Genomic DNA, 19115 nt, shown 5'->3' on the forward strand with positions numbered 1-19115 from the left:
GAAAGACTGCCTCAGCCGCGCTTACGCGTAGCGGCCGTGGCAGTGCTTGTACTTCTTGCCGCTGCCGCAGGGGCAGTCCTCGTTGCGGCCGACCTTGCCCCACGTCGTCGGATCGTTCGGGTTGCGCGCTTCGGCCGGGACCGGGGCGGCGCCTGACGACGGCACCAGGGAGACGTTGGCGAAGGCCATCTCGTCCTCGCCGGTGGTGGGATCGGCGTGATGCGCCTGCATCGGCGGCAGCACCGGCTGCTGCTCCTCCGGCGGCACGATCTCGACGCGCATCAGTTGCGCCGTCACGGCCTCGCGCAGATGCGCGATCATCGATTCGAACAGCGTGAAGGCTTCCGACTTGTACTCCTGCAACGGATCGCGCTGGCCGTAGCCGCGCAGGCCGATGACCTGGCGCAGATGGTCGAGCATGATCAGGTGCTCGCGCCAGAGGTGGTCGAGCGTCTGCAGCAGGATGGTCTTCTCGACGTAGCGCATCACGTCGGGGCCCCACTGCGCGACCTTGGCGGCCATGCGCTCGTCGGCCTGGGTCTCGATGCGCTTGAGCAGCTCCTCGTCGGCGATGCCCTCTTCCTTCGCCCATTCATCGACCGGAAGGTCGAGATCGAGGACGCGCTTGAGCTCCTCCTTCAGGCCGGCGACATCCCACTGCTCGGCATAGGCATGCTCAGGCACGTGCTTGCTGACGAGATCGTCGATGAAGGCGTGGCGCATATCGGTGATGGTCTCGACCACGCTCTCGTCCTGCATCAGCTCGACGCGCTGGTCGAAGATCACCTTGCGCTGGTCGTTCTGGACGTTGTCGAATTTGAGCAGGTTCTTGCGGATGTCGAAGTTGCGCGCCTCGACCTTCTGCTGCGCCTTCTCCAGCGCCTTGTTGATCCAGGGATGGATGATCGCCTCGCCTTCCTTCAGGCCGAGGCGGGTTAGCATGCTGTCGAGCCGGTCGGACCCGAAGATGCGCATCAGGTCGTCTTCCAACGACAGGAAGAATTTCGACCGGCCGGGATCGCCCTGGCGGCCGGAGCGGCCGCGCAGCTGGTTGTCGATGCGGCGGGATTCGTGGCGCTCGGAGCCGATGATGTAGAGGCCGCCCGGCTTGGTCACGGTCTTGGCCGCCTTGGAGCCCTTGGCGGGCTCGATCTCGACCGTCTCCTCCGCCTTCAGCACGATCTCGCGGAAGCGGGCGATGTCGGCCTTGATCTGCTCGATCTTGGCGGCCTTCTCGGCCTCGTCCGTGATGCCGCCGGTCTCCTGCTGGATACGCATTTCCAGCGAGCCGCCGAGCTTGATGTCGGTGCCGCGGCCGGCCATGTTGGTCGCGATCGTGATCGCGCCGGGCACGCCGGCCTCGGCGACGATATAGGCTTCCTGCTCGTGGAAGCGCGCGTTCAGCACCGCGAACAGCTTTGCCGGCTTGCCGGCACGCGCCGCCGCATAGAGCTTGTCGAGCGCGCGCTCGCTGCCGAAATCGATCTGCTTGTAGCCGTGCTGCTTGAGATAGGCGGCCAGCACCTCGGACTTCTCGATCGAGGCCGTGCCGACCAGCACCGGCTGCAGGCGCGAATTGGCGCGCTCGATCTCGGCGAGGATCGCGGCGTATTTCTCCTGCTGGGTGCGGTAGACCTCGTCGTCCTCGTCGAGACGGGCCACCGGCAGGTTGGTCGGGATCTCCACGACCTCGAGCTTGTAGATGTCGAACAGCTCGTCGGCTTCCGTCGCCGCCGTACCGGTCATGCCGGCGAGCTTGGCGTACATGCGGAAGTAGTTCTGGAAGGTGATCGAGGCCAGCGTCTGGTTCTCAGGCTGCACCGGCTGGTGCTCCTTGGCCTCGAGCGCCTGGTGCAGGCCTTCCGAATAGCGCCGGCCGGGCATCATGCGGCCGGTGAACTCGTCGATGATGACGACCTCGCCGTCGCGGACGATGTAGTCCTTGTCGCGGGTGAACAGCGTGTGCGCGCGCAGCGCCTGGTTGATGTGGTGCACGACGGAGACGTTCTCGACGTCGTACAGCGACTCGCCCTTGAGCTGGCCGGCGTCGCGCAGCAGGGTCTCGATCTTCTCCATGCCGGCTTCGGTGAGCGTCACCGTGCGCTGCTTCTCGTCGACGTCGTAGTCGGACTTGTCGAGCTTCGGCACGAAGGTGTCGATGGTGTTGTAGAACTCGGAGCGGTCGTCGAGCGGGCCGGAGATGATCAGCGGCGTGCGGGCCTCGTCGATCAGGATCGAGTCGACCTCGTCGACGATCGCGAAATAGTGCCCGCGCTGGACCATGTCCTCCAGCCGGTACTTCATGTTGTCGCGCAGATAGTCGAAGCCGTATTCGTTGTTGGTGCCGTAGGTGATGTCGCAGGCATAGGCCGCCTTGCGCTCGGCATCGTCGAGACCGTGGACGATCACGCCGGTGGTCAGGCCGAGGAAGCCGTAGATCTGGCTCATCCAGCCGGCGTCGCGGCGGGCGAGGTAATCGTTCACCGTCACGACGTGCACGCCCTTGCCGGCGAGCGCGTTGAGGTAGACGGCGAGCGTCGCCACCAGCGTCTTGCCTTCGCCGGTCTTCATCTCGGCGATGTCGCCCTCGTGCAGCACCATGCCGCCGATCAGCTGGACGTCGAAATGGCGCTGGCCGAGGGTGCGCTTGGACGCCTCGCGGACGGTGGCGAAGGCCGGCACCAGGAGGTCGTCGAGCGTCTTGCCGTCGGCGAGCTGCTTCTTGAAGTCCTCGGTGCGCGCCTTCAACTGCTCGTCAGTCAGCTTGGCAAGCTCCGGCTCCAGGGCGTTGATGGCGCTGACGCGGGACTGGTAGCCCTTGACGCGGCGGTCGTTGGATGAGCCGAAAAGCTTACGGGCGAGCGCGCCGATCATTGCTGAAATCCTGCCTCTGTGGGTCTGCGTTGCAGCCGTAACTCATGGTTTGGGTTTGCTGTTCCCGGCGTGATGCACCGCAGCACCCGCGCCAGGCTCGAACGTCGGCGCCTCGAGGCGGCCGTCAGATGAGTGGGAGACGAGCAAACCAGGGTTCAATGGCCAAAAACGCAGCAAAATAAGCGCTATCGCCCTTGAAGCGATCGGGCAGAGATATGGCTGGGGGGGAACGTTGTCAACGGCGCCTCACGCCGGGACATCGGCCTTAAACCTGTCGCCGATTTCACGAAATTGACAGACTTTTCGCGTTGCCAAGGCACGGCGATTGGGCGAGTGTCCCGGCCGCCCTGAGGCCACGCCCCTGGAGCCCCCTCTTCCAAGACAAGGATTTTCCATGACCACGTCGTTCCCGGTTACGAAAACCGGCCTGCGTTTCGGCCTTGCTACCGCTCTCGCCGGCAGTCTCGCATTGTCGCTGCTGGTCGCCCCCGCGCGCGCCGCCGACGATGCCAACCCGGTGCTGGCCAAGGTGAACGGGGCCGAGATCCGCAAGAGCGACGTCACACTCGCGGAGGAGGAGCTCGGGCCGAGCCTCGCCCAGATGGACCCCGCGACCAAGGACGAGAACGTGCTGTCGTTCCTGATCGACATGAAGCTCGTCGCCAAGGCGGCCGAGGACAAGAAGGTCGGCGACAGCGAGGACTTCAAGAAGCGCCTCGCCTTCACCCGCAACCGCCTGCTGATGGACAGCCTGCTCGCCAGCGAGGGCAAGGCCGCGACCACGCCGGACGCGATGAAGAAGGTCTATGAGGAAGCCTCCAAGCAGATCGGCGGCGAGCAGGAGGTGCATGCGCGCCACATCCTGGTCGAGACCGAGGACGAGGCCAAGGCCGTCAAGGCCGAGCTCGCCAAGGGCGCGGATTTCGCCGAGCTCGCCAAGAAGAAATCCAAGGACCCCGGCGCCTCGGACGGCGGCGACCTCGGCTTCTTCACCAAGGAGCAGATGGTGCCGGAATTCGCCAACGTGGCGTTTGGTCTCGAGCCGGGCAAGATCTCGGACCCGGTGAAGACCCAGTTCGGCTGGCACATCATCAAGGTCGAGGAAAAGCGCAACCGCAAGCCGCCGGAGTTCGATCAGGTCAAGAGCCAGATCGAGACCTACGTCACCCGCAAGGCCCAGGCCGATTACGTCGGCAAGCTGCGCGAGGCGGCCAAGATCGAGCGCCTGGACAAGCCGGCCGCCGACGCCGCCAAGCCGGCGGACGCGAAGCCGGCCGAGCCGGCGAAGAAGTAAGCGGTTTGCTCCGCTCGAGGCGCGGCGGCGGCTCGTCACGCAGTTGTCAGAGAGCCGCAACCACCGCGTCACAATCGGCGTCGTCCCGGCCTTGAGCCGGGACCCATACTCCGTGATGTTGGGAATGGGGCACGCGGCCAGTCCCGCGCCTCACAACTGAACCCTGTGGTTATGGATCCCGGCGTCCGCCGGGATGACGGATGTGGGCGTGGAGACATCCACTCCCACAACGTCGATCGAGATGATACAGAGCGCTTCCCGCCAATCCTGCCGGAAGCCTCTCCGATGTCCTCTGCCGTCTCCCCGCTCGCCCCAACCGAAGTCCCCGAGATGCCGGCGCTCGCCGGCGTGAGGCTCGCGACCGCCGCGGCCGGCATCCGCTACAAGAACCGCACCGACGTGCTGCTGGCGCTGCTCGATCCCGGCACCACCGTGGCCGGCGTCTTCACCAAGTCCAAATGCCCCTCGGCCCCGGTCGAATGGTGCCGCGCCAAGCTGAAGGGCGGCAAGGCGCGCGCGCTGGTGGTCAATTCCGGCAACGCCAACGCCTTCACCGGCAAGACCGGCAAGCAGTCGACGGCGCTGACCGCGTCAATCGCCGCCAAGGCGGTCGGCTGCAAGCAGGACGAGATCTTCCTGGCCTCAACCGGCGTGATCGGCGAGCCGCTCGACGCCACCAAGTTCGACGGCGTGCTCGAAGGCCTCGCCGGCACCGCTGCGCCTGAGGACTGGATGGGCGCCGCGCGCGCCATCATGACCACGGACACCTTCCCGAAAGTCGCGACCGCCACCGTCAAGCTCGGCAAGGCCAAGGTGACGATCAACGGCATGGCCAAGGGCGCCGGCATGATCGCGCCTGATATGGCGACGATGCTGTCCTTCATCTTCACCGACGCGCCGATCACGGCCCCTGCCCTGCAGGCGCTGCTGAAGGCCGGCGTCGAGGACACCTTCAACGCCGTGACCATCGACGGCGACACCTCGACCTCCGACACCTTGCTCGCCTTCGCCACCGGCGCCGCGGCGGCCAAGGGCGCGACCAAGATCAGCAGGATCAGCGACCCCAACGCCAAGGCCTTCGTGAAGGCGTTCAACGCCGTGCTGGCCGACCTCGCCGAGCAGGTCGCCCGCGACGGCGAAGGCGCGCGCAAGCTGGTCGAGATCATCGTCGAGGGCGCCAAGAGCAAACCGTCGGCGCGCAGGATCGCGATGTCGATCGCCAACTCGCCGCTGGTGAAGACCGCGATCGCCGGCGAGGACGCCAATTGGGGCCGCGTCGTGATGGCGGTCGGCAAGGCCGGCGAGCCGGCCGATCGCGACAAGCTCTCGATCTCCTTCAACGGCATCCGCGTGGCCTCGAAGGGCGCGCGCGATCCAGCCTATGACGAGAAGGAGGTCTCCGAGGCGATGAAGGCGCAGACCATCCAGATCAAGGTCGCGCTTGGGCTGGGCAAGGGCCGCGACCGCGTGCTGACCTGCGACCTGACCAAGGAGTATGTCGCGATCAACGGCGACTACCGGTCCTGAGCCAACCGCCCGCCGGTGTCTCGGAGGCGCGCTCGATCGCGCGCCTCCCTCGCACCCCGGCTACCCCGCGATGCGTGCGTCCGCCACCGCCTTCTTGAACAGCGCGTTCATCGCGTCGGAGATGCCCTGCGTCGGCGAGACCTCGAAATAGAACCCGGGCGAGGCGCAGGACTGCATGTTCTGCGCGATCTCGCTGTTCGGGGACGGGCCGAACGGTCCCTTGTTGAAGGGATCGACCCAGTTCATGTACCAGCTGTTGGTCGGCAGTTGCAGATAGGTGGTGTAGAGCACGGCAATCTTGATGCCGCGATTCTTGAGCGCCGTGCACAGCGCCGGATTGATCGGCGACTGGCAGCGATTGCCGCCGGCCTTCGGCTTCAGGCACCCCGCATTGCTCTCGTCGGCGACGCCGTCGGAGACGAAGAACAGATATTTCAGCGGCGAGCCCGTGGTGCCGTCGCCGGGTGTCGAGATCTCGTTGTTGATGGCGGGGATCACCGTCGAGAACGGCGTGTCCTTGTCGGCCGTGTAGGCGTCGTTGTTGCCGTAGACGCCCATCAGGTCGATATTCCCCGCGGCGCTCTTGGCGCTCGACAGGCTCGCGGACAATGCGAAGAGCGCGCGCAGCCCGATCGTCTTCGACGCCGCGCCGAAATCGTAGATCGCCATGCGGAACTGGTTCGGATAGGTCTGCGTCTGCGCGGCCGTATCCATCAGCTGCTGGGTGGCGCTGCGCAGCACGTCGATCCGGGTCGTGACACCGAGCTTCTTGGCCAGGTTATAATAGTTGTTGGAATCGTTGTAGTCGTGGCATGCGAAAGCGCATTTGTCCGAGGTGTTGTTCACCATCTTGGTCACGTCGGCAGGGGTGGCTGCCACGCCCATCGATGGTGAATTGTCGAGCAACAGATAGAAGTCGATGTATTTCGGCATCGACGCCGTCGCCTTGGACGAGCCCTGCAGCGTCATCGTCTTGATGCCGACGATGTTCATGAACATCATCGGCACTGTGGCGGTGAACGAGACGGTGGCGGTCAGCACCGAACCGCTCTTCTTCACCTCGGGCGCCAAGTTGGTGAGCGTGTAGCCGGACGTGCCCGACATGTTGCCGTTGAAGATCTTGGTGGCATCGTCATTGCCGACGCTGATCACGCCGTCCGAGGTCATCGCGCCGGCCGCGATGAAGGCCGGCGAAGTCCGGGACACCGCACCGACCGAGGCGGCGTCCACCGCAGCCTGCAGCTTGGCGCGCATCTGGTTCGCCCGGCTGTAATCGACGCCGCAGCCCACGGCGGTCAGAACAGGGACGCAGACGATGGCGAACGTCACGGCGACGTTGCCACTGACGTCGCGTCGCAGGCGGGCAAGCAGGTTTGGTAAAATTCGCATGAAAAATGCCTAACGAACCATGAAGGGATCACGGCGTACACCCGTGAAAATATGCGCGAGCCGATTAAGGTTGGCTTATTTCAACCGTGGAAACACGGGACGAACCGGCCTAGGTTAAGATGGCCTTAAGCGCCGTCCCGATGAGACGACGTGCTCTCATCGCGAACTGGCGGAATTGCAGACGGACTTCATGACTGAGTTGATTCATGACTGAGTTGAAACTGACCCTCGTCGTCGCATGCGCGCTGGTCGACGCCGACAATCGCGTGCTGCTGGCGCAGCGGCCGCCCGGCAAGACCCTCGCAGGGCTCTGGGAGTTTCCCGGCGGCAAGCTCGAGCCGGGTGAGCGCCCGGAGGCCAGCCTGATCCGCGAGCTCGACGAGGAGCTCGGTATCACCGTGCGCGAAGCCTGCCTCGCGCCGCTGACCTTCGCCAGCCACGCCTATGAGACGTTCCATCTGCTGATGCCGCTGTACATCTGCCGGCGCTGGGAAGGCGTGGTGACCGCGCGCGAAGGCCAGCAATTGGCCTGGGTGCGGCCGAACAAGCTGCGCGACTATCCGATGCCGCCCGCGGACATTCCGCTGCTGCCGCATCTGATAGATCTGTTGATGTGAGCCGAGCGCGGCTCCTCACTTTCGGTCGTCATGCGCGGGCTTGACCCGCCTGCGGGGCCAAAGCCCTTCGGCGCGGCGAAGGCCCGCGCATCCATCATCCTGCGAAAAAGAGGATGGATCGCCGGGTCAAGCCCGGCGATGACGAGTGTTGCTAATCGCCCTCATTGGAGTGCGGCACACGCTTCACCGCCGCCTCCAGACTCGCCGTCGCCGAGCCCGGCTTGAGCGGCTTCTGCTGGCTCTCATGCGGCGCCCAGCCGGAGATCCAGATGATGTCGAAGGTGGCGCGGAGGCGGCCGTCCGCGTCGGCGAAGCGCTCGGCGTAGATTTCGGCCATGCGCAGCAGGGTCGCGCGGCGCAGCGGCGTGCGGCGGCGCTCGACGAGGCTGTTGGTCGCGGCCATGCGGCGAAGGTCCTGCATCAGGCCGAACGCGCTGGCATATCGCACGACGACGCGGTCGACATCGGTCACGGGCAGTGCGAAGCCGGCCCGCTGCAGCAGGCCGCCGATGTCGCGCAGATCGGCGAACGGCGCCACCCGCGGCGACACGCCGCCCTCGCATTCGGCTTCCGCCGCCGCGAAACTCTGCCGGAGCTCGGTCAGCGTGTCGCCGCCGACCATCGCCGCCAGCAACAGACCGTCGGGCCGCAACGCGCGGCGGATCTGCACCAGGAGCCCGGGGAGATCGTTCACGAACTGGAACGCCAGCGCGGAGACCGCGAGGTCGAGCGATTGCGGTTGCAAGGGCAGCGTCTCGGCGGCCGTGTCGGACGGAGCGACATGCGCGAGCTGGGCAATCTGTCCAGCCAGATGCGGCTTCAGGCCCTGACCGGGCGTCCAGATGTCGGCAGCCGATTGAAAGGACCTGTTGACCGCGGCGAGGCGGTCCACGAGGTCTTCGGCGACGCGCTCGAGCAGGAAGGTCTCCGGCGCCCTCGCCGCCCGCCGTTGTCTGAGCGCCAGCAGCGAACGATCGAACAGGATGGGAGCGGTGGCAGGCTGTGTCATGCGGGGCTGGTTACGCCGATCCTCGGGAACGGGCAATGCGCCGCTTGAGCCGGACTGTCCGCGCCGCTAGCCTCAATCCATGAGCGTCCGCTTTGCTCCAATCCGCTTCGGGCAACTTCGTGCCGCTGCCAGCGCCGCGCGGGGCGCCTGCGGCCATCTGGCCAAGCTCGCGCTCGACATCGCGCTGCCGACCCTGTGCATCGCCTGCCGCGAGCCGGTCGACGGCGAGGGTGTCTGCGCCGCCTGCTGGGGCAAGCTGTCGTTCATCGAGCGGCCGTATTGCCCGAAGCTCGGCATTCCCTTCGTCTACGATCCCGGTCCCGAGCTGCTGTCGATGGAGGCGATTGCCGCCCCGCCGGCCTATGCTCGTGCGCGGGCCGCGGTGCGCTATGACGAGGTGGCGCGGACGCTGGTGCATCAGTTGAAATATCAGGATCGCACCGATCTGGCGCCGATCATGGGCCGCTGGATGACGCGGGCCGGCCGTGAGCTGCTGGCCGACGCCGACCTCGTCGTCCCTGTCCCGCTGCATTGGCGGCGGGGCTTTTCGCGCCGTTACAACCAGTCCGGGGCGCTGGCGAGGGTGATCGCACGCTCCAGCGGCGTCCGGATGCAGGGCGATGCGCTGCGCCGGGTGCGCGCAACGGAGCAGCAGGTCGGCCTGTCGCGGCCCCAGCGCGCCAGCAATGTGCAGGGTGCATTCCAGGTATCTTCAGACCGCCTGCACGACGTGCAGGGACGCCGTGTCGTGCTCGTCGACGACGTCCTGACCACAGGCTCCACCGTGGATGCCTGCGCCCGCGCGCTGCTGCGGGCCAAGGCAGCGGAGGTCAGCGTGCTGGTCTTCGCCCGGGTTGTCGATGCGCCCCGCGCTCCCATATAATCTGACACTTCCGTAACAGCTGAGCGCGACATGACCGCTGCGATCGAAATCTATACCCGTCCGGGGTGCGGCTACTGCACGGCCGCCAAATCGCTCCTGACCCGCAAGAACGTCCCCTTTACCGAATACGACGCGGGCAAGGATCCGAACGTCCGGCAGCAGATGTATGACCGCGTCGGTCCCGGCTCGACCTTCCCGCAGATCTTCATCGGCAAGACCCATGTCGGCGGCTGCGACGACCTCTACGCGCTCGACCGCGAGGGCCGGCTCGACGCGATGCTGACCGGAGACAAGGCGACATCATGAGCAACGACCGCAGCTTTACCGCCGCCATGGTGCAGATGCGCACCTCGCTGCTGCCCGAGCCGAGTCTCGAGCAGGGCACCAGGCTGATCCGGGAAGCGGTCGCGCAAGGCGCGCAATACGTCCAGACGCCGGAAGTGAGCAACATGATGCAGCTCAACCGGACGGCGCTGTTCGAGCAACTCAAGAGCGAGGACGACGATCCCTCGCTCAAGGCCTATCGCGCGCTGGCCAAGGAGCTGAACATCCATCTGCACATCGGATCGCTGGCACTGCGCTTCTCGGCCGAGAAAGCCGTGAACCGGTCGTTCCTGATCGGGCCCGACGGCAACGTGCTGGCGAGCTACGACAAGATCCACATGTTCGACATCGACCTGCCGGGCGGCGAGAGCTACCGCGAGTCGGCGAACTACCAGCCCGGCGAGACGGCGGTCATCAGCGACCTGCCGTGGGGACGCCTGGGCCTGACGATATGCTATGACGTCCGCTTCCCGGCGCTGTATCGCGCGCTGGCCGAGAGTGGCGCCTCGTTCATCAGCGTGCCCTCGGCGTTCACCCGCAAGACCGGCGAGGCACATTGGCACACGCTGCTGCGCGCCCGCGCCATCGAGACCGGCTGCTTCGTGTTCGCCGCCGCGCAATGCGGCCTGCATGAGAACAAGCGCGAGACCTTCGGCCACTCGCTGATCATCGATCCCTGGGGCGAGATCCTCGCGGAGGGCGGCGTTGAGCCCGGTGTGATCGTCGCCAAGATAGATCCCGCACGGGTCGAGAGCGTGCGCCAGACCATCCCCTCGCTGCAGCACGGCCGCCGCTTCGGCATCGCCGATCCCAAGGGCGGGCCGGACTATCTGCACCTCGTGCGGGGCTCGGCATGATCCGCTACGCGTTGCGCTGCGAGCGTGACCACACGTTCGAAAGCTGGTTCCAGAGTTCATCGGCCTACGACTCCCAGGTGAAGCGCAAGCTGGTTGAATGCCCGACCTGCGGCTCGACCAAGATCGAAAAGGCGATAATGGCGCCGCGCATCGTCAGCAAGAAGGGCCGCGAGGTCGCGCCGGTGCCGGCCGCCCCGGTCCCTGCGCCCGCGCAGGAGGTGATCCCGCCGGGATCGACGTCGCTGATGATGGCGCAGGAGCGCGAGCTGCGCGCCAAGCTGAAGGAATTGCGCGACCACATCGTCAAGAACGCCGACGATGTCGGCGAGCGCTTCCCGACGGAAGCGCGCAAGATGCATTACGGCGAAACCGAGCACCGGCCGATCTACGGCGAGGCCTCGCTCGACGAGGCGCGCGAGCTGATCGAGGAAGGCATCGAGGTCGCCCCGATCCCGGTGCTGCCTGACGATCGGAATTGACGGGCCGGAATGATCGCGCCGGCGCGCACGAATGACGGACCGAGCTGATGGGATGTAAACTCTCGCAGCAACCTCCGTCATTGCGAGCGCAGCGAAGCAATCCAGAGTTCCGCGCGCAGCCCTGGATTGCTTCGCTACGCTCGCAATGACGGTTGGGAGATCTCGACCCGAACTGCGGCCTTGCTCTGCGAGATCACAATGTCCCCTCTCTCCTCCTCCTGGCAGCTCTGGGCGCTGCTTTCGGCGTTCTTCGCCGCGCTGACCGCGATCTTCGCCAAGGTCGGGGTCGAGGGCCTCAACTCCGATCTCGCGACGCTGATCCGCACCGCGATCGTGCTGGTCACGCTGGCCCTGATCCTGTTCGCCACCGGACAGCTCACCACACCCGGCCCGATCTCGACCAAGAGCTGGGTCTTCCTGGCATTGTCGGCGCTCGGCACCGGCGCGTCGTGGCTGTGCTACTTCCGCGCCCTCAAGCTCGGACCGGCCACGCTGGTCGCGCCGATCGATAAGCTCAGCGTCGTGCTGGTGGCGCTGTTCGGCGTGGTCTTCCTCGGCGAGCGGCCGAGCCTGCAGGGCTGGATCGGCATCGCGCTGATCGCCTGCGGCGCCGTGCTGATTGCGATCAAGGGCTGACTACACCGCAATCAGCAATGCAACGCCGGCCACGATCAGCGCGATGCCGCCGAGCTCGCGCAGCGAGACCGGCTGCTTGAACGAGTAGTATGAGACGCCTTGCGCGAACAGCACCTCGACCAGCGCCAGCGTGCGAACATTGGCCGCCGCCGTGAGCGCAAAGGCGAGGAACCAGAACTGCGAGGCGAAGGCGCCGACGAAGCCGGCCATCATCGAGGGACGCCACAGCGACAGGATTCCGCGCAGGATGTCCGGCGCGCGGGCGAGCAGATAGACGGTCAGGATCGCCGTCTGCACGAACAGGCCCCACACCAAGGTGTAGGATGCCGCGGTGACGAAGGACACGCCATCGATGGTGATGATGGCACCGCGAAAGCCGACGGCCGACAGGGCGAACGCCGCGGCGGCGACCAGCCCGGTCACGGTTGGCTTCAGTTCCGCGAAGCTCTTCTCGCCGCCCGGCCGCAGCGCCGTGATGACGACCCCGATGGTGGCGACGAGGATCGCGATCACCTTCGGCACCGAGAGCGGATCACCGAGGAAGATGAAGCCGAAGATCGCGGTCTGGATCGCCTCGGTCTTCAAATAGGCCGTGGTGACGACGAAGGAGCGGTCGGTCATCGCCAGCAGCATCAGGCCGGTGGCGATGATCTGGCTGAGCGCGCCGAGCAGCAGCCACGGCCAGAACGCCGCGGGCGGCCAGGGCAGATGGTCCCCCGTCGCCAGCAGGACCACCGTCAGGAATACCAGGGAGAACGGGAAGCCGAACAGGAAGCGGATATTGGTCGCGCCCCAGGTGCCGAGCTTGGCCGTGAGCGAGCGCTGCATCGCGTTGCGCGCCACCTGTCCGGCGGCGGCGATCAGCGTGAACGGAATCCAGAGCGAGGCGATCGAGAACATCGGGGGGGCACGGTGCAGCGGTGAGGCCGGCACCGTGACGAGCAAGCGGTGGCCGGTCAACAGGACAGGCAGCCGTGCAGCCGCATGTCAGAGTTGCGCAGCCGCGTCGGCGGCGAGCCGAGTTCTTCGCCGCCAGATCGTGGTCCGGTCCGAAGGCCGGACGAGAGCGGAGTGCGGACCGGTTATCTGCCGTTCTTCGCCCGCCACACCGCGAAGTCGGCGGGGGTCTGCGGGTCGGTCGGCGGATAGAGGCCGAGGATGGAACCGCCCTTGGCGACTTCCTCCGCAACGAAGTCCTCGAATGCGGTCATCTCGAAGGTCTCATCCGCGATCTCGTCGGCGATGCCGGCAGGGATGACGATGACCCCATCGCTGTCGCCGAGGATGACGTCGCCAGGAAACACCGGCGCATCGCCGCAGGCAATCGGACCGTTGATCTCGATCGCGTGGTGCAGCGTGAGATTGGTCGGCGCGCTCGGCCGCTGGTGAAAGGCGGGAATGCCGAGCTTGGCGATATCGGCCGCATCGCGGAAGCCGCCGTCGGTGACGACACCGGCGACGCCGCGCTGCTGCAGGCGGCTGACGAGGATCGCACCGGCCGAGGCCGCGCGCGCATCCTTGCGGCTGTCCATCACCAGCACCGCGCCGGGCGGACAATCCTCGACGGCCTTGCGCTGCGGATGGCCGCGATCGCGGAACACGTCGATCGTGTTGAGGTCCTCGCGCGCCGGGATGTAGCGCAGCGTGAAGGCCTCGCCGACCATCGTCGCCTGCGACGGGCTGAGCGGATGGACGTTCTGGATGCATTGGATGCGCAGCCCGCGCTTGAACAGCGCGGTCGCGACGGTGGCGGTCGAGACGGTCTTGAGCTTGTTGCGGGTGGCGGTGCTGAGTTTGGTCATTGTCGTGATCTTGCTCGCTGCGCTCCCCTCCCCCTTGCGGGGAGGGGTTGGGGGTGGGGGTCCACATTGGCAGTGTCGCTTGGGGCTACCCCCCTCCCCACCCCTCCCCCACAAGGGGGGAGGGAGCGCACTGCGGTCGTGGCGAGAGCGCTGCCTCTCGCCCAATGAACTAATAAATCGCCGGCTCCTTCACCGGCGCGCCGAAGCCGGTCTCCAGGAAGTCGAAGTCGCAGCCCTCATTGGCCTGCTTGATGTGGCGGGCGAACATCCAGCCGTAGCCGCGCTCGAAGCGCGGCGCGGGCGGTGTCCAGGCGGCGCGGCGGCGGGCCAGCTCGTCCGCGGGGACGTCGAGATTGATGGTGCGGGCGGCGACGTCGAGCGTGATGAGATCGCCGTTCTGCACCAGCGCCAGCGGACCGCCGACATACGCCTCGGGCGAGACATGCAGGATGCAGGCGCCGTAGCTGGTACCGCTCATGCGCGCGTCCGACAGCCGGACCATGTCGCGCACGCCCTGCTTCACGAGCTTGGTCGGGATCGGCAGCATGCCCCATTCCGGCATGCCCGGTCCGCCCTGCGGCCCGGCATTGCGCAGGATCAGCACGTGGTCGGCGGTCACGTCGAGATCGGGATCGTCGATCGCCTTCTTCATCGACGGATAGTCGTCGAATACCAGCGCAGGGCCGGTGTGCCTGAGGAAGCGCGGCTCGCACGCGGAGGGCTTGATGACGCAGCCGTCCGGCGCGAGGTTACCCTTGAGCACGGCGAGCGCACCCTCGCGATAGATCGGGTTCGACTGCGGCCGGATCACGTCGTCATTGTAGACGCCGGCGCCCGCGATGTTGTCGCCCAGCGTCCGGCCGTTGACGGTGAGGCAGTCGAGGTGGAGATGCTCCGTCATCCGGCTCATCAGTCCCGGCAGACCGCCGGCGTAGTAGAAGTCCTCCATCAGATAGGTGTCACCGCTCGGCCGGACATTGGCGAGCACCGGCACCTTGCGACTGGCGGCCTCGAAATCATCGAGGCCGATGTCGGCGCCCGCGCGGCGCGCCTGCGCGATCACGTGAATGATCGCATTGGTCGAGCAGCCCATCGCCATCGCGACCGCGATCGCGTTCTCGAACGCGGCCCTCGTCTGGACCTTCGACGGCGTCAGGTCCTCCCACACCATCTCGACGATGCGGCGGCCACATTCCGAGCTCATGCGGATGTGCTCGGCATCGGCAGCGGGGATGGACGACGCGCCCGGCAGAGTCATGCCGATCGCTTCTGCGATCGCGGTCATGGTCGACGCCGTGCCCATGGTCATGCAGGTGCCGTGGCTGCGGGCAATGCCGGCCTCCATCGCATTCCAATCGGTGTCCGACAATTTGCCGGCGCGGCGTTCGTCCCAGTATTTCCAGGCGTCGGAGCCGGAGCCGAGCGTCTTGCCCTTCCAGTTGCCGCGCAGCATCGGCCCGGCCGGCAGATAGATCGCCGGCAGGTTCATGCTGGTGGCGCCGAGCAGCAGCGCCGGGGTGGTCTTGTCGCAGCCGCCCATCAGCACGACGCCGTCGACGGGATGGCTGCGCAATAGCTCCTCGACGTCCATCGCGAGCATGTTGCGGTAGAGCATGGTGGTCGGCTTGAGCAGCGACTCCGACAGTGACAGCGCCGGCAGCTCGATCGGGAGACCGCCGGCCATCAGCACGCCGCGCTTCACGTCGTCGACGCGCTGCTTGAAGTGCATGTGGCAGGGCTGCGCATCCGACCAGGTGTTGACGATGGCGATGACCGGGCGGCCCTTCCACTCCTCCTGGGCATAGCCCATCTGCATCACCCGCGAACGATGGCCGAAGGAGCGGAGATCGTCGGGCGCGAACCAGCGCGCGCTGCGCAGCTGATCGGGGGTCTTGCGTGTCGTCATGATTGCGTTCCCCAGGTCAGCACGGTCTTGCGCTCGATGGTGCGGAAGATCAGGTTCTCGACCACCAGGCCGATCAGGATGACGGTCAAGAGGCCGGCGAAGACAGCCGGAATCTCCAGCAGGTTGCGATTCTCGAAGATGAACCAGCCGAGGCCGCCCTGCCCCGACGACACGCCGAACACCAGCTCGGCCGCGATCAAGGTGCGCCAGGCGAAGGCCCAGCCGATCTTGAGGCCGGTGAGGATCGCGCCGAACGCCGCGGGAATCAGGATGCGGATGACGTAAGAGAAGCCGGTGAGGCCGTAATTGCGGCCGACCATGCGCAGCGTGTTCGACACGCTCTTGAAGCCGGAATGGGTGTTGAGCGCGACCGGCCACAGCACGGAATGGATCAGCACGAACACGAGGCTGCCGCTGCCGAGGCCGAACCAGATCAAGGCGAGCGGCAACAGCGCGATCGCCGGCAGCGGGTTGAACATCGCGGTGACGGTCTCGAGGAAATCGGTGCCGATGCGGGTCGAGATCGCCAGCACCGTGAGGATGGCAGCCAGCGTGATGCCCGCGACGTAGCCCATGAACAGCACCTTCAGCGAGGTCCAGGCGCGCATCGGAATCGTGCCGTCGCGGACCTTTTCCCACAAGGCGCCGATGGTGTCAGAGAAGGTCGGGAACAGCAGCGGATTGTCGAGATAGCTGCCATAGGCCTGCCAGATCGCCGCGAGCACGACGATGATCAGGCTCTTGCGCACGAAGCCGTCGTTCCACAGCAGCTCGAGCACGCTCAATTTGCGCTCGACATCGGCAGGACCCGCGCCGGCGGTCGACGTATCGCGCAGGATGATCTTGGCGTCAGCCATGTCCAGCTCTCCTCAATGCGCCGTGGCAGGTTCGGAGAACAGCAGATCATGGATCTGCTTCTCCAGGCGCGCGGCGCTGCCGTCCTCGGCCGAGACCTTGTCGACGTCGATCACCTCGGCCTTGACGCGGCCGGGATGCGGCGACAGCAGCAAAATGCGATTGCCGATCTTGATGGCTTCCGCGATCGAATGCGTGACGAACAGCACCGTGAACTTGGTCTCGTTCCACAGCTGGAGCAGCTCGTCCTGGCAAGTGCGCCGCGTCAGCGCGTCGAGCGCAGCGAACGGCTCGTCCATCAGCAGGATGTCCGGCTCCATCGCCATGCCCCGGGCGATCGCGACGCGCTGCTTCATGCCGCCCGACAGCGTGTGCGGATAGGCATCGACGACGCGCGTCAGCCCGACCTTCTCGATATAGGCGCGGGCCCGGCTCTCGGCCTCCTTGCGCGGCATGCGCCGCGCTGTCAGCAGCGGGAACATGACGTTGGCGAGCACGGTCTTCCACGGCAGCAGCTGATCGAACTCCTGGAAGATCATCATGCGGTCGGCGCCGGGCCCGGTGATCTCGCGGCCGTTGATGCGCATCCGGCCCTCGCTCGGCTTGATGTAGCCGCCGACCGCCTTCAGCAACGTGGACTTGCCGCAGCCGGAGGGGCCGAGCAACACGAAGCGGTCGGAGCGGTCGACCGAGAAGCCGACGCGCTCCGTCGCCGTGATCACGGCGCTGGAGGTCTTGTAGCGTAGCGTGACGCCATCGACATCGAGCAGCGCGGACATCAGTTGCCCTTCAGGTCGTGCGCGACGGGCAGATAATAATCAGTCCAGGCCTTCGGTTGAGTCTTGATGGTACCGATCTTGGCCAGATGCGTCGCGAATTTCATCGTGCCCTGCGGCTCCAGATTCCATTCCATCATGCCGGGCTCCTTGAGCCAGGCCAGCAGATCTTCGACTGAGGTCTTGTCGCCGGTGATCTCCTTGTAGATTTCGACCGCCGTCTTGGTGTCGCTGCGGATCAGGTCCTGGGCTTCCTTGGTGGCGTCGCGTACGGCCTGGATGATCTTCGGATTGGCGTCGGCGAACTTCGTCGTGGTGAAGAACTGCGCCTGGCTGAGCGGCCCGCCCATCACGTCCGGCGAGTTCAGCACGACATGCGCGCCGGGCACGTTCTTCATTTCGAGGAACGTATAGGGCGGGATCGAGAAGTGGTTGTGGACCTCATGCTGCGGATTGGTCAGCGCGGTGTAGGCATCGGGGTGGCCGAGTTGCACCGTGTTGGTATCGAGCTTGTTCCACTGGTCCGCGCCGAACGCTTCGGCGGCGGCGATCTGCAGCACGATGGCCTGGGTCGAGACCTTCACCGTCGGCACCGCGATCTTGTCGGTCGGACCGAAATCCTTGATCGACTTGATGTGGGGGTCACGGCTGATCAAGGTCATCGGCTGCGCCGAGGTCGCGACGATGCCCTTCACGCCGCCGCGGGTGCGGTCCCACAGCAAGAGCAGATTGCCGGTGCCGGTGTTGAGGATGTCGACGCTGCCGGACAGCAGCGCGTCGGTCTGGGCACCGCCGCCGGAGAAGGTCAGCCATTTGGTCGTGACACCGGGGACGCCGAGCGCGGCCGCGTGCTTCTCGATCAGCTTGTTCTTCTCGATGATGTGGCTCGGCATGTAGAAGATGCCGGGCTGCCGCGACAGCGACACCTCGGTCTTCTGCTGGGCCGAGGCTTCAGCCCCCCAGAGCGCCACCATGAGCGTGGCGGCCAGCAGGCCGGCGGCCCGTGCGGCCGAGCGCCCCGACAATTCGAACATGGACATCCCTCCTCGCGTGCCGGCTCCTTCTTGACGGCCGGACCAGAGATGCACTAATGCATTAGTGCATCTCTGACAAGCGCTGGTATGTCACCTGCGACATTCGCGCCGGACGTCTGATCCATGGCCCAGCCCGCGACGCCTGCCGCCTCGCCTTTCCACGACCGGCTCGACCCGAGCCGGCGCGCCGCGCCGCAGGTGTTCGAGCGGCTGCGCGACCAGATCCTCGCGCTGGCGCTGCCGCCGGGCGCGCCGCTGTCGCGCGCTGCGCTGCAATCCGAATTTGGCCTGAGCTCCACGCCGATCCGGGACGCGCTAATGCGCCTCGCCGAGGAGGGGCTGGTCGACGTTTTTCCTCAACACGCAACGCTGGTCAGCCGGATCGACGTCGGCAAGGCGCAGCAGGCGCAATTCCTGCGACAGGCACTGGAACTGGAGATCGTGCGGCTGCTCGCGCTGACGCCCAGCCTGGTCCCGGTCGACGCGCTCCACGCGCTGATCGGGCAGCAGCGCCGCTTTGCGACCGAAGGCGATTTTGCCGCGTTCACCGTCGCCGACAATGCCTTCCACGAACGGCTCTATGCCGCGGCCGACAAGCAGGAGCTATGGACCCTGGTGCGCAGCCGCAGCGGCCACATCGATCGGTTGCGCCGGCTGCATCTGCCTTCGCCCGGCAAGGCGCAGACCATCCTGCGCCATCACCAGCAGATCGTGGACGCGATCGCGGCGGGCCAGCCCGATGCCGCACAGGTCCATCTGCGCGAGCACCTGACGGGAACGCTGAGCGATCTCGCCACCATCCGGAGCCTTTGGCCGGACTACCTGAGCGGATAGCCCGTCTGCCCATCTGCCT

At 66.2% G+C, this 19115-nt stretch carries 18 protein-coding genes; 9 read left to right on the plus strand and 9 right to left on the minus strand.

The genetic code is table 11. The features are described 5' to 3' along the window. Nucleotides 1–21 precede the first annotated feature (21 nt). Nucleotides 22–2874, minus strand: a complete 2853-nt coding sequence (gene secA / locus ACQR1L_RS32620) for a preprotein translocase subunit SecA (protein WP_434862014.1) — start codon at nucleotides 2872–2874, stop codon at nucleotides 22–24. A gap of 394 nt (nucleotides 2875–3268) precedes the next feature. Here secA and ACQR1L_RS32625 point away from each other — a divergent pair, with 394 nt between their 5' ends. Then, nucleotides 3269–4168, plus strand: coding sequence for a peptidylprolyl isomerase (locus ACQR1L_RS32625; protein WP_434862015.1), 900 nt, complete (start codon nucleotides 3269–3271; stop codon nucleotides 4166–4168). A 285-nt stretch (nucleotides 4169–4453) separates the two neighbouring features. Next, on the plus strand, nucleotides 4454–5695 hold the full coding sequence (argJ, locus tag ACQR1L_RS32630; RefSeq protein WP_434862016.1) for a bifunctional glutamate N-acetyltransferase/amino-acid acetyltransferase ArgJ: 1242 nt from the start codon (nucleotides 4454–4456) through the stop codon (nucleotides 5693–5695). 60 nt (nucleotides 5696–5755) lie between these two features. Here the strand turns inward: argJ and ACQR1L_RS32635 are convergent, their stop codons facing one another. After that, nucleotides 5756–7084 carry a TadE/TadG family type IV pilus assembly protein gene (locus tag ACQR1L_RS32635; RefSeq protein ID WP_434862017.1) on the minus strand — a complete coding sequence of 443 codons (1329 nt, stop codon included), beginning with the start codon at nucleotides 7082–7084 and terminating at the stop codon, nucleotides 5756–5758. A 206-nt stretch (nucleotides 7085–7290) separates the two neighbouring features. Here ACQR1L_RS32635 and ACQR1L_RS32640 point away from each other — a divergent pair, with 206 nt between their 5' ends. Further along, nucleotides 7291–7701 carry a (deoxy)nucleoside triphosphate pyrophosphohydrolase gene (locus tag ACQR1L_RS32640; protein WP_434862018.1) on the plus strand — a complete coding sequence of 137 codons (411 nt, stop codon included), beginning with the start codon at nucleotides 7291–7293 and terminating at the stop codon, nucleotides 7699–7701. A 151-nt stretch (nucleotides 7702–7852) separates the two neighbouring features. Here the strand turns inward: ACQR1L_RS32640 and ACQR1L_RS32645 are convergent, their stop codons facing one another. Continuing rightward, entirely contained in the window at nucleotides 7853–8710 is an 858-nt protein-coding gene (locus ACQR1L_RS32645) for a methyltransferase domain-containing protein (RefSeq protein ID WP_434862019.1), read from the minus strand. Nucleotides 8711–8789: 79 nt separating this feature from the next. Between ACQR1L_RS32645 and ACQR1L_RS32650 the strand changes: the two genes are divergently transcribed. From ACQR1L_RS32650 to ACQR1L_RS32670, 5 genes are all read left to right on the plus strand, one after another. Then, the gene (locus tag ACQR1L_RS32650) at nucleotides 8790–9593 is read left to right on the plus strand and encodes a ComF family protein (RefSeq protein ID WP_434862020.1); all 804 of its coding nucleotides are present in this window, start codon (nucleotides 8790–8792) and stop codon (nucleotides 9591–9593) included. Nucleotides 9594–9623: 30 nt separating this feature from the next. Beyond that, entirely contained in the window at nucleotides 9624–9899 is a 276-nt protein-coding gene (grxC, locus tag ACQR1L_RS32655) for a glutaredoxin 3 (protein ID WP_434862021.1), read from the plus strand. Then, nucleotides 9896–10774, plus strand: a complete 879-nt coding sequence (locus ACQR1L_RS32660; RefSeq protein ID WP_434862022.1) for a carbon-nitrogen hydrolase family protein — start codon at nucleotides 9896–9898, stop codon at nucleotides 10772–10774. The genes grxC and ACQR1L_RS32660 overlap by 4 nt, the downstream gene beginning before the upstream one ends. Continuing rightward, nucleotides 10771–11253, plus strand: coding sequence for a DUF1178 family protein (locus ACQR1L_RS32665; RefSeq protein WP_434862023.1), 483 nt, complete (start codon nucleotides 10771–10773; stop codon nucleotides 11251–11253). Before ACQR1L_RS32660 ends, ACQR1L_RS32665 begins: the two co-directional genes overlap by 4 nt. 198 nt (nucleotides 11254–11451) lie before the next feature. Continuing rightward, complete coding sequence (locus tag ACQR1L_RS32670) at nucleotides 11452–11889, plus strand: EamA family transporter (protein WP_434862024.1); 438 nt, start codon at nucleotides 11452–11454, stop codon at nucleotides 11887–11889. Here the strand turns inward: ACQR1L_RS32670 and ACQR1L_RS32675 are convergent, their stop codons facing one another. The 6 genes from ACQR1L_RS32675 to ACQR1L_RS32700 form a co-directional block, all read right to left on the minus strand. Then, the gene (locus ACQR1L_RS32675) at nucleotides 11890–12789 is read right to left on the minus strand and encodes an EamA family transporter (protein ID WP_434862025.1); all 900 of its coding nucleotides are present in this window, start codon (nucleotides 12787–12789) and stop codon (nucleotides 11890–11892) included. 182 nt (nucleotides 12790–12971) lie between these two features. Continuing rightward, a complete protein-coding gene (locus ACQR1L_RS32680; RefSeq protein WP_434862026.1) occupies nucleotides 12972–13691 on the minus strand; it encodes a ribonuclease activity regulator RraA in 720 nt (239 codons plus the stop codon). Between the two features lie 169 nt (nucleotides 13692–13860). Then, nucleotides 13861–15597, minus strand: a complete 1737-nt coding sequence (gene araD / locus ACQR1L_RS32685; protein ID WP_434862027.1) for an L-arabinonate dehydratase — start codon at nucleotides 15595–15597, stop codon at nucleotides 13861–13863. After that, nucleotides 15594–16454: an ABC transporter permease gene (locus ACQR1L_RS32690; RefSeq protein WP_434862028.1), complete on the minus strand. Its 861-nt coding sequence runs from the start codon at nucleotides 16452–16454 to the stop codon at nucleotides 15594–15596. Before ACQR1L_RS32690 ends, araD begins: the two co-directional genes overlap by 4 nt. Nucleotides 16455–16466: 12 nt before the next feature. After that, nucleotides 16467–17231 carry an ABC transporter ATP-binding protein gene (locus ACQR1L_RS32695; protein ID WP_015663656.1) on the minus strand — a complete coding sequence of 255 codons (765 nt, stop codon included), beginning with the start codon at nucleotides 17229–17231 and terminating at the stop codon, nucleotides 16467–16469. Further along, the gene (locus ACQR1L_RS32700) at nucleotides 17231–18262 is read right to left on the minus strand and encodes an ABC transporter substrate-binding protein (RefSeq protein WP_434862029.1); all 1032 of its coding nucleotides are present in this window, start codon (nucleotides 18260–18262) and stop codon (nucleotides 17231–17233) included. Before ACQR1L_RS32700 ends, ACQR1L_RS32695 begins: the two co-directional genes overlap by 1 nt. 123 nt (nucleotides 18263–18385) lie before the next feature. Between ACQR1L_RS32700 and ACQR1L_RS32705 the strand changes: the two genes are divergently transcribed. Further along, nucleotides 18386–19096 carry a GntR family transcriptional regulator gene (locus tag ACQR1L_RS32705; protein ID WP_434862030.1) on the plus strand — a complete coding sequence of 237 codons (711 nt, stop codon included), beginning with the start codon at nucleotides 18386–18388 and terminating at the stop codon, nucleotides 19094–19096. The last annotated feature ends 19 nt before the right edge of the window (nucleotides 19097–19115 follow it).

Origin of the sequence: Bradyrhizobium sp. HKCCYLR20261 (genome assembly GCF_051168435.1) — a bacterium.
In the GTDB taxonomy this organism is placed as follows: domain Bacteria; phylum Pseudomonadota; class Alphaproteobacteria; order Rhizobiales; family Xanthobacteraceae; genus Bradyrhizobium.

Coding starts and splice junctions, on each gene's coding strand:
- secA (WP_434862014.1), bottom strand. CDS start 2,874: ATGATCGGCGCGCTCGCCCGTAAGCTTTTCGGCTCATCCAACGACCGC.
- ACQR1L_RS32625 (WP_434862015.1), top strand. CDS start 3,269: ATGACCACGTCGTTCCCGGTTACGAAAACCGGCCTGCGTTTCGGCCTT.
- argJ (WP_434862016.1), top strand. CDS start 4,454: ATGTCCTCTGCCGTCTCCCCGCTCGCCCCAACCGAAGTCCCCGAGATG.
- ACQR1L_RS32635 (WP_434862017.1), bottom strand. CDS start 7,084: ATGCGAATTTTACCAAACCTGCTTGCCCGCCTGCGACGCGACGTCAGT.
- ACQR1L_RS32640 (WP_434862018.1), top strand. CDS start 7,291: ATGACTGAGTTGAAACTGACCCTCGTCGTCGCATGCGCGCTGGTCGAC.
- ACQR1L_RS32645 (WP_434862019.1), bottom strand. CDS start 8,710: ATGACACAGCCTGCCACCGCTCCCATCCTGTTCGATCGTTCGCTGCTG.
- ACQR1L_RS32650 (WP_434862020.1), top strand. CDS start 8,790: ATGAGCGTCCGCTTTGCTCCAATCCGCTTCGGGCAACTTCGTGCCGCT.
- grxC (WP_434862021.1), top strand. CDS start 9,624: ATGACCGCTGCGATCGAAATCTATACCCGTCCGGGGTGCGGCTACTGC.
- ACQR1L_RS32660 (WP_434862022.1), top strand. CDS start 9,896: ATGAGCAACGACCGCAGCTTTACCGCCGCCATGGTGCAGATGCGCACC.
- ACQR1L_RS32665 (WP_434862023.1), top strand. CDS start 10,771: ATGATCCGCTACGCGTTGCGCTGCGAGCGTGACCACACGTTCGAAAGC.
- ACQR1L_RS32670 (WP_434862024.1), top strand. CDS start 11,452: ATGTCCCCTCTCTCCTCCTCCTGGCAGCTCTGGGCGCTGCTTTCGGCG.
- ACQR1L_RS32675 (WP_434862025.1), bottom strand. CDS start 12,789: ATGTTCTCGATCGCCTCGCTCTGGATTCCGTTCACGCTGATCGCCGCC.
- ACQR1L_RS32680 (WP_434862026.1), bottom strand. CDS start 13,691: ATGACCAAACTCAGCACCGCCACCCGCAACAAGCTCAAGACCGTCTCG.
- araD (WP_434862027.1), bottom strand. CDS start 15,597: ATGACGACACGCAAGACCCCCGATCAGCTGCGCAGCGCGCGCTGGTTC.
- ACQR1L_RS32690 (WP_434862028.1), bottom strand. CDS start 16,454: ATGGCTGACGCCAAGATCATCCTGCGCGATACGTCGACCGCCGGCGCG.
- ACQR1L_RS32695 (WP_015663656.1), bottom strand. CDS start 17,231: ATGTCCGCGCTGCTCGATGTCGATGGCGTCACGCTACGCTACAAGACC.
- ACQR1L_RS32700 (WP_434862029.1), bottom strand. CDS start 18,262: ATGTTCGAATTGTCGGGGCGCTCGGCCGCACGGGCCGCCGGCCTGCTG.
- ACQR1L_RS32705 (WP_434862030.1), top strand. CDS start 18,386: ATGGCCCAGCCCGCGACGCCTGCCGCCTCGCCTTTCCACGACCGGCTC.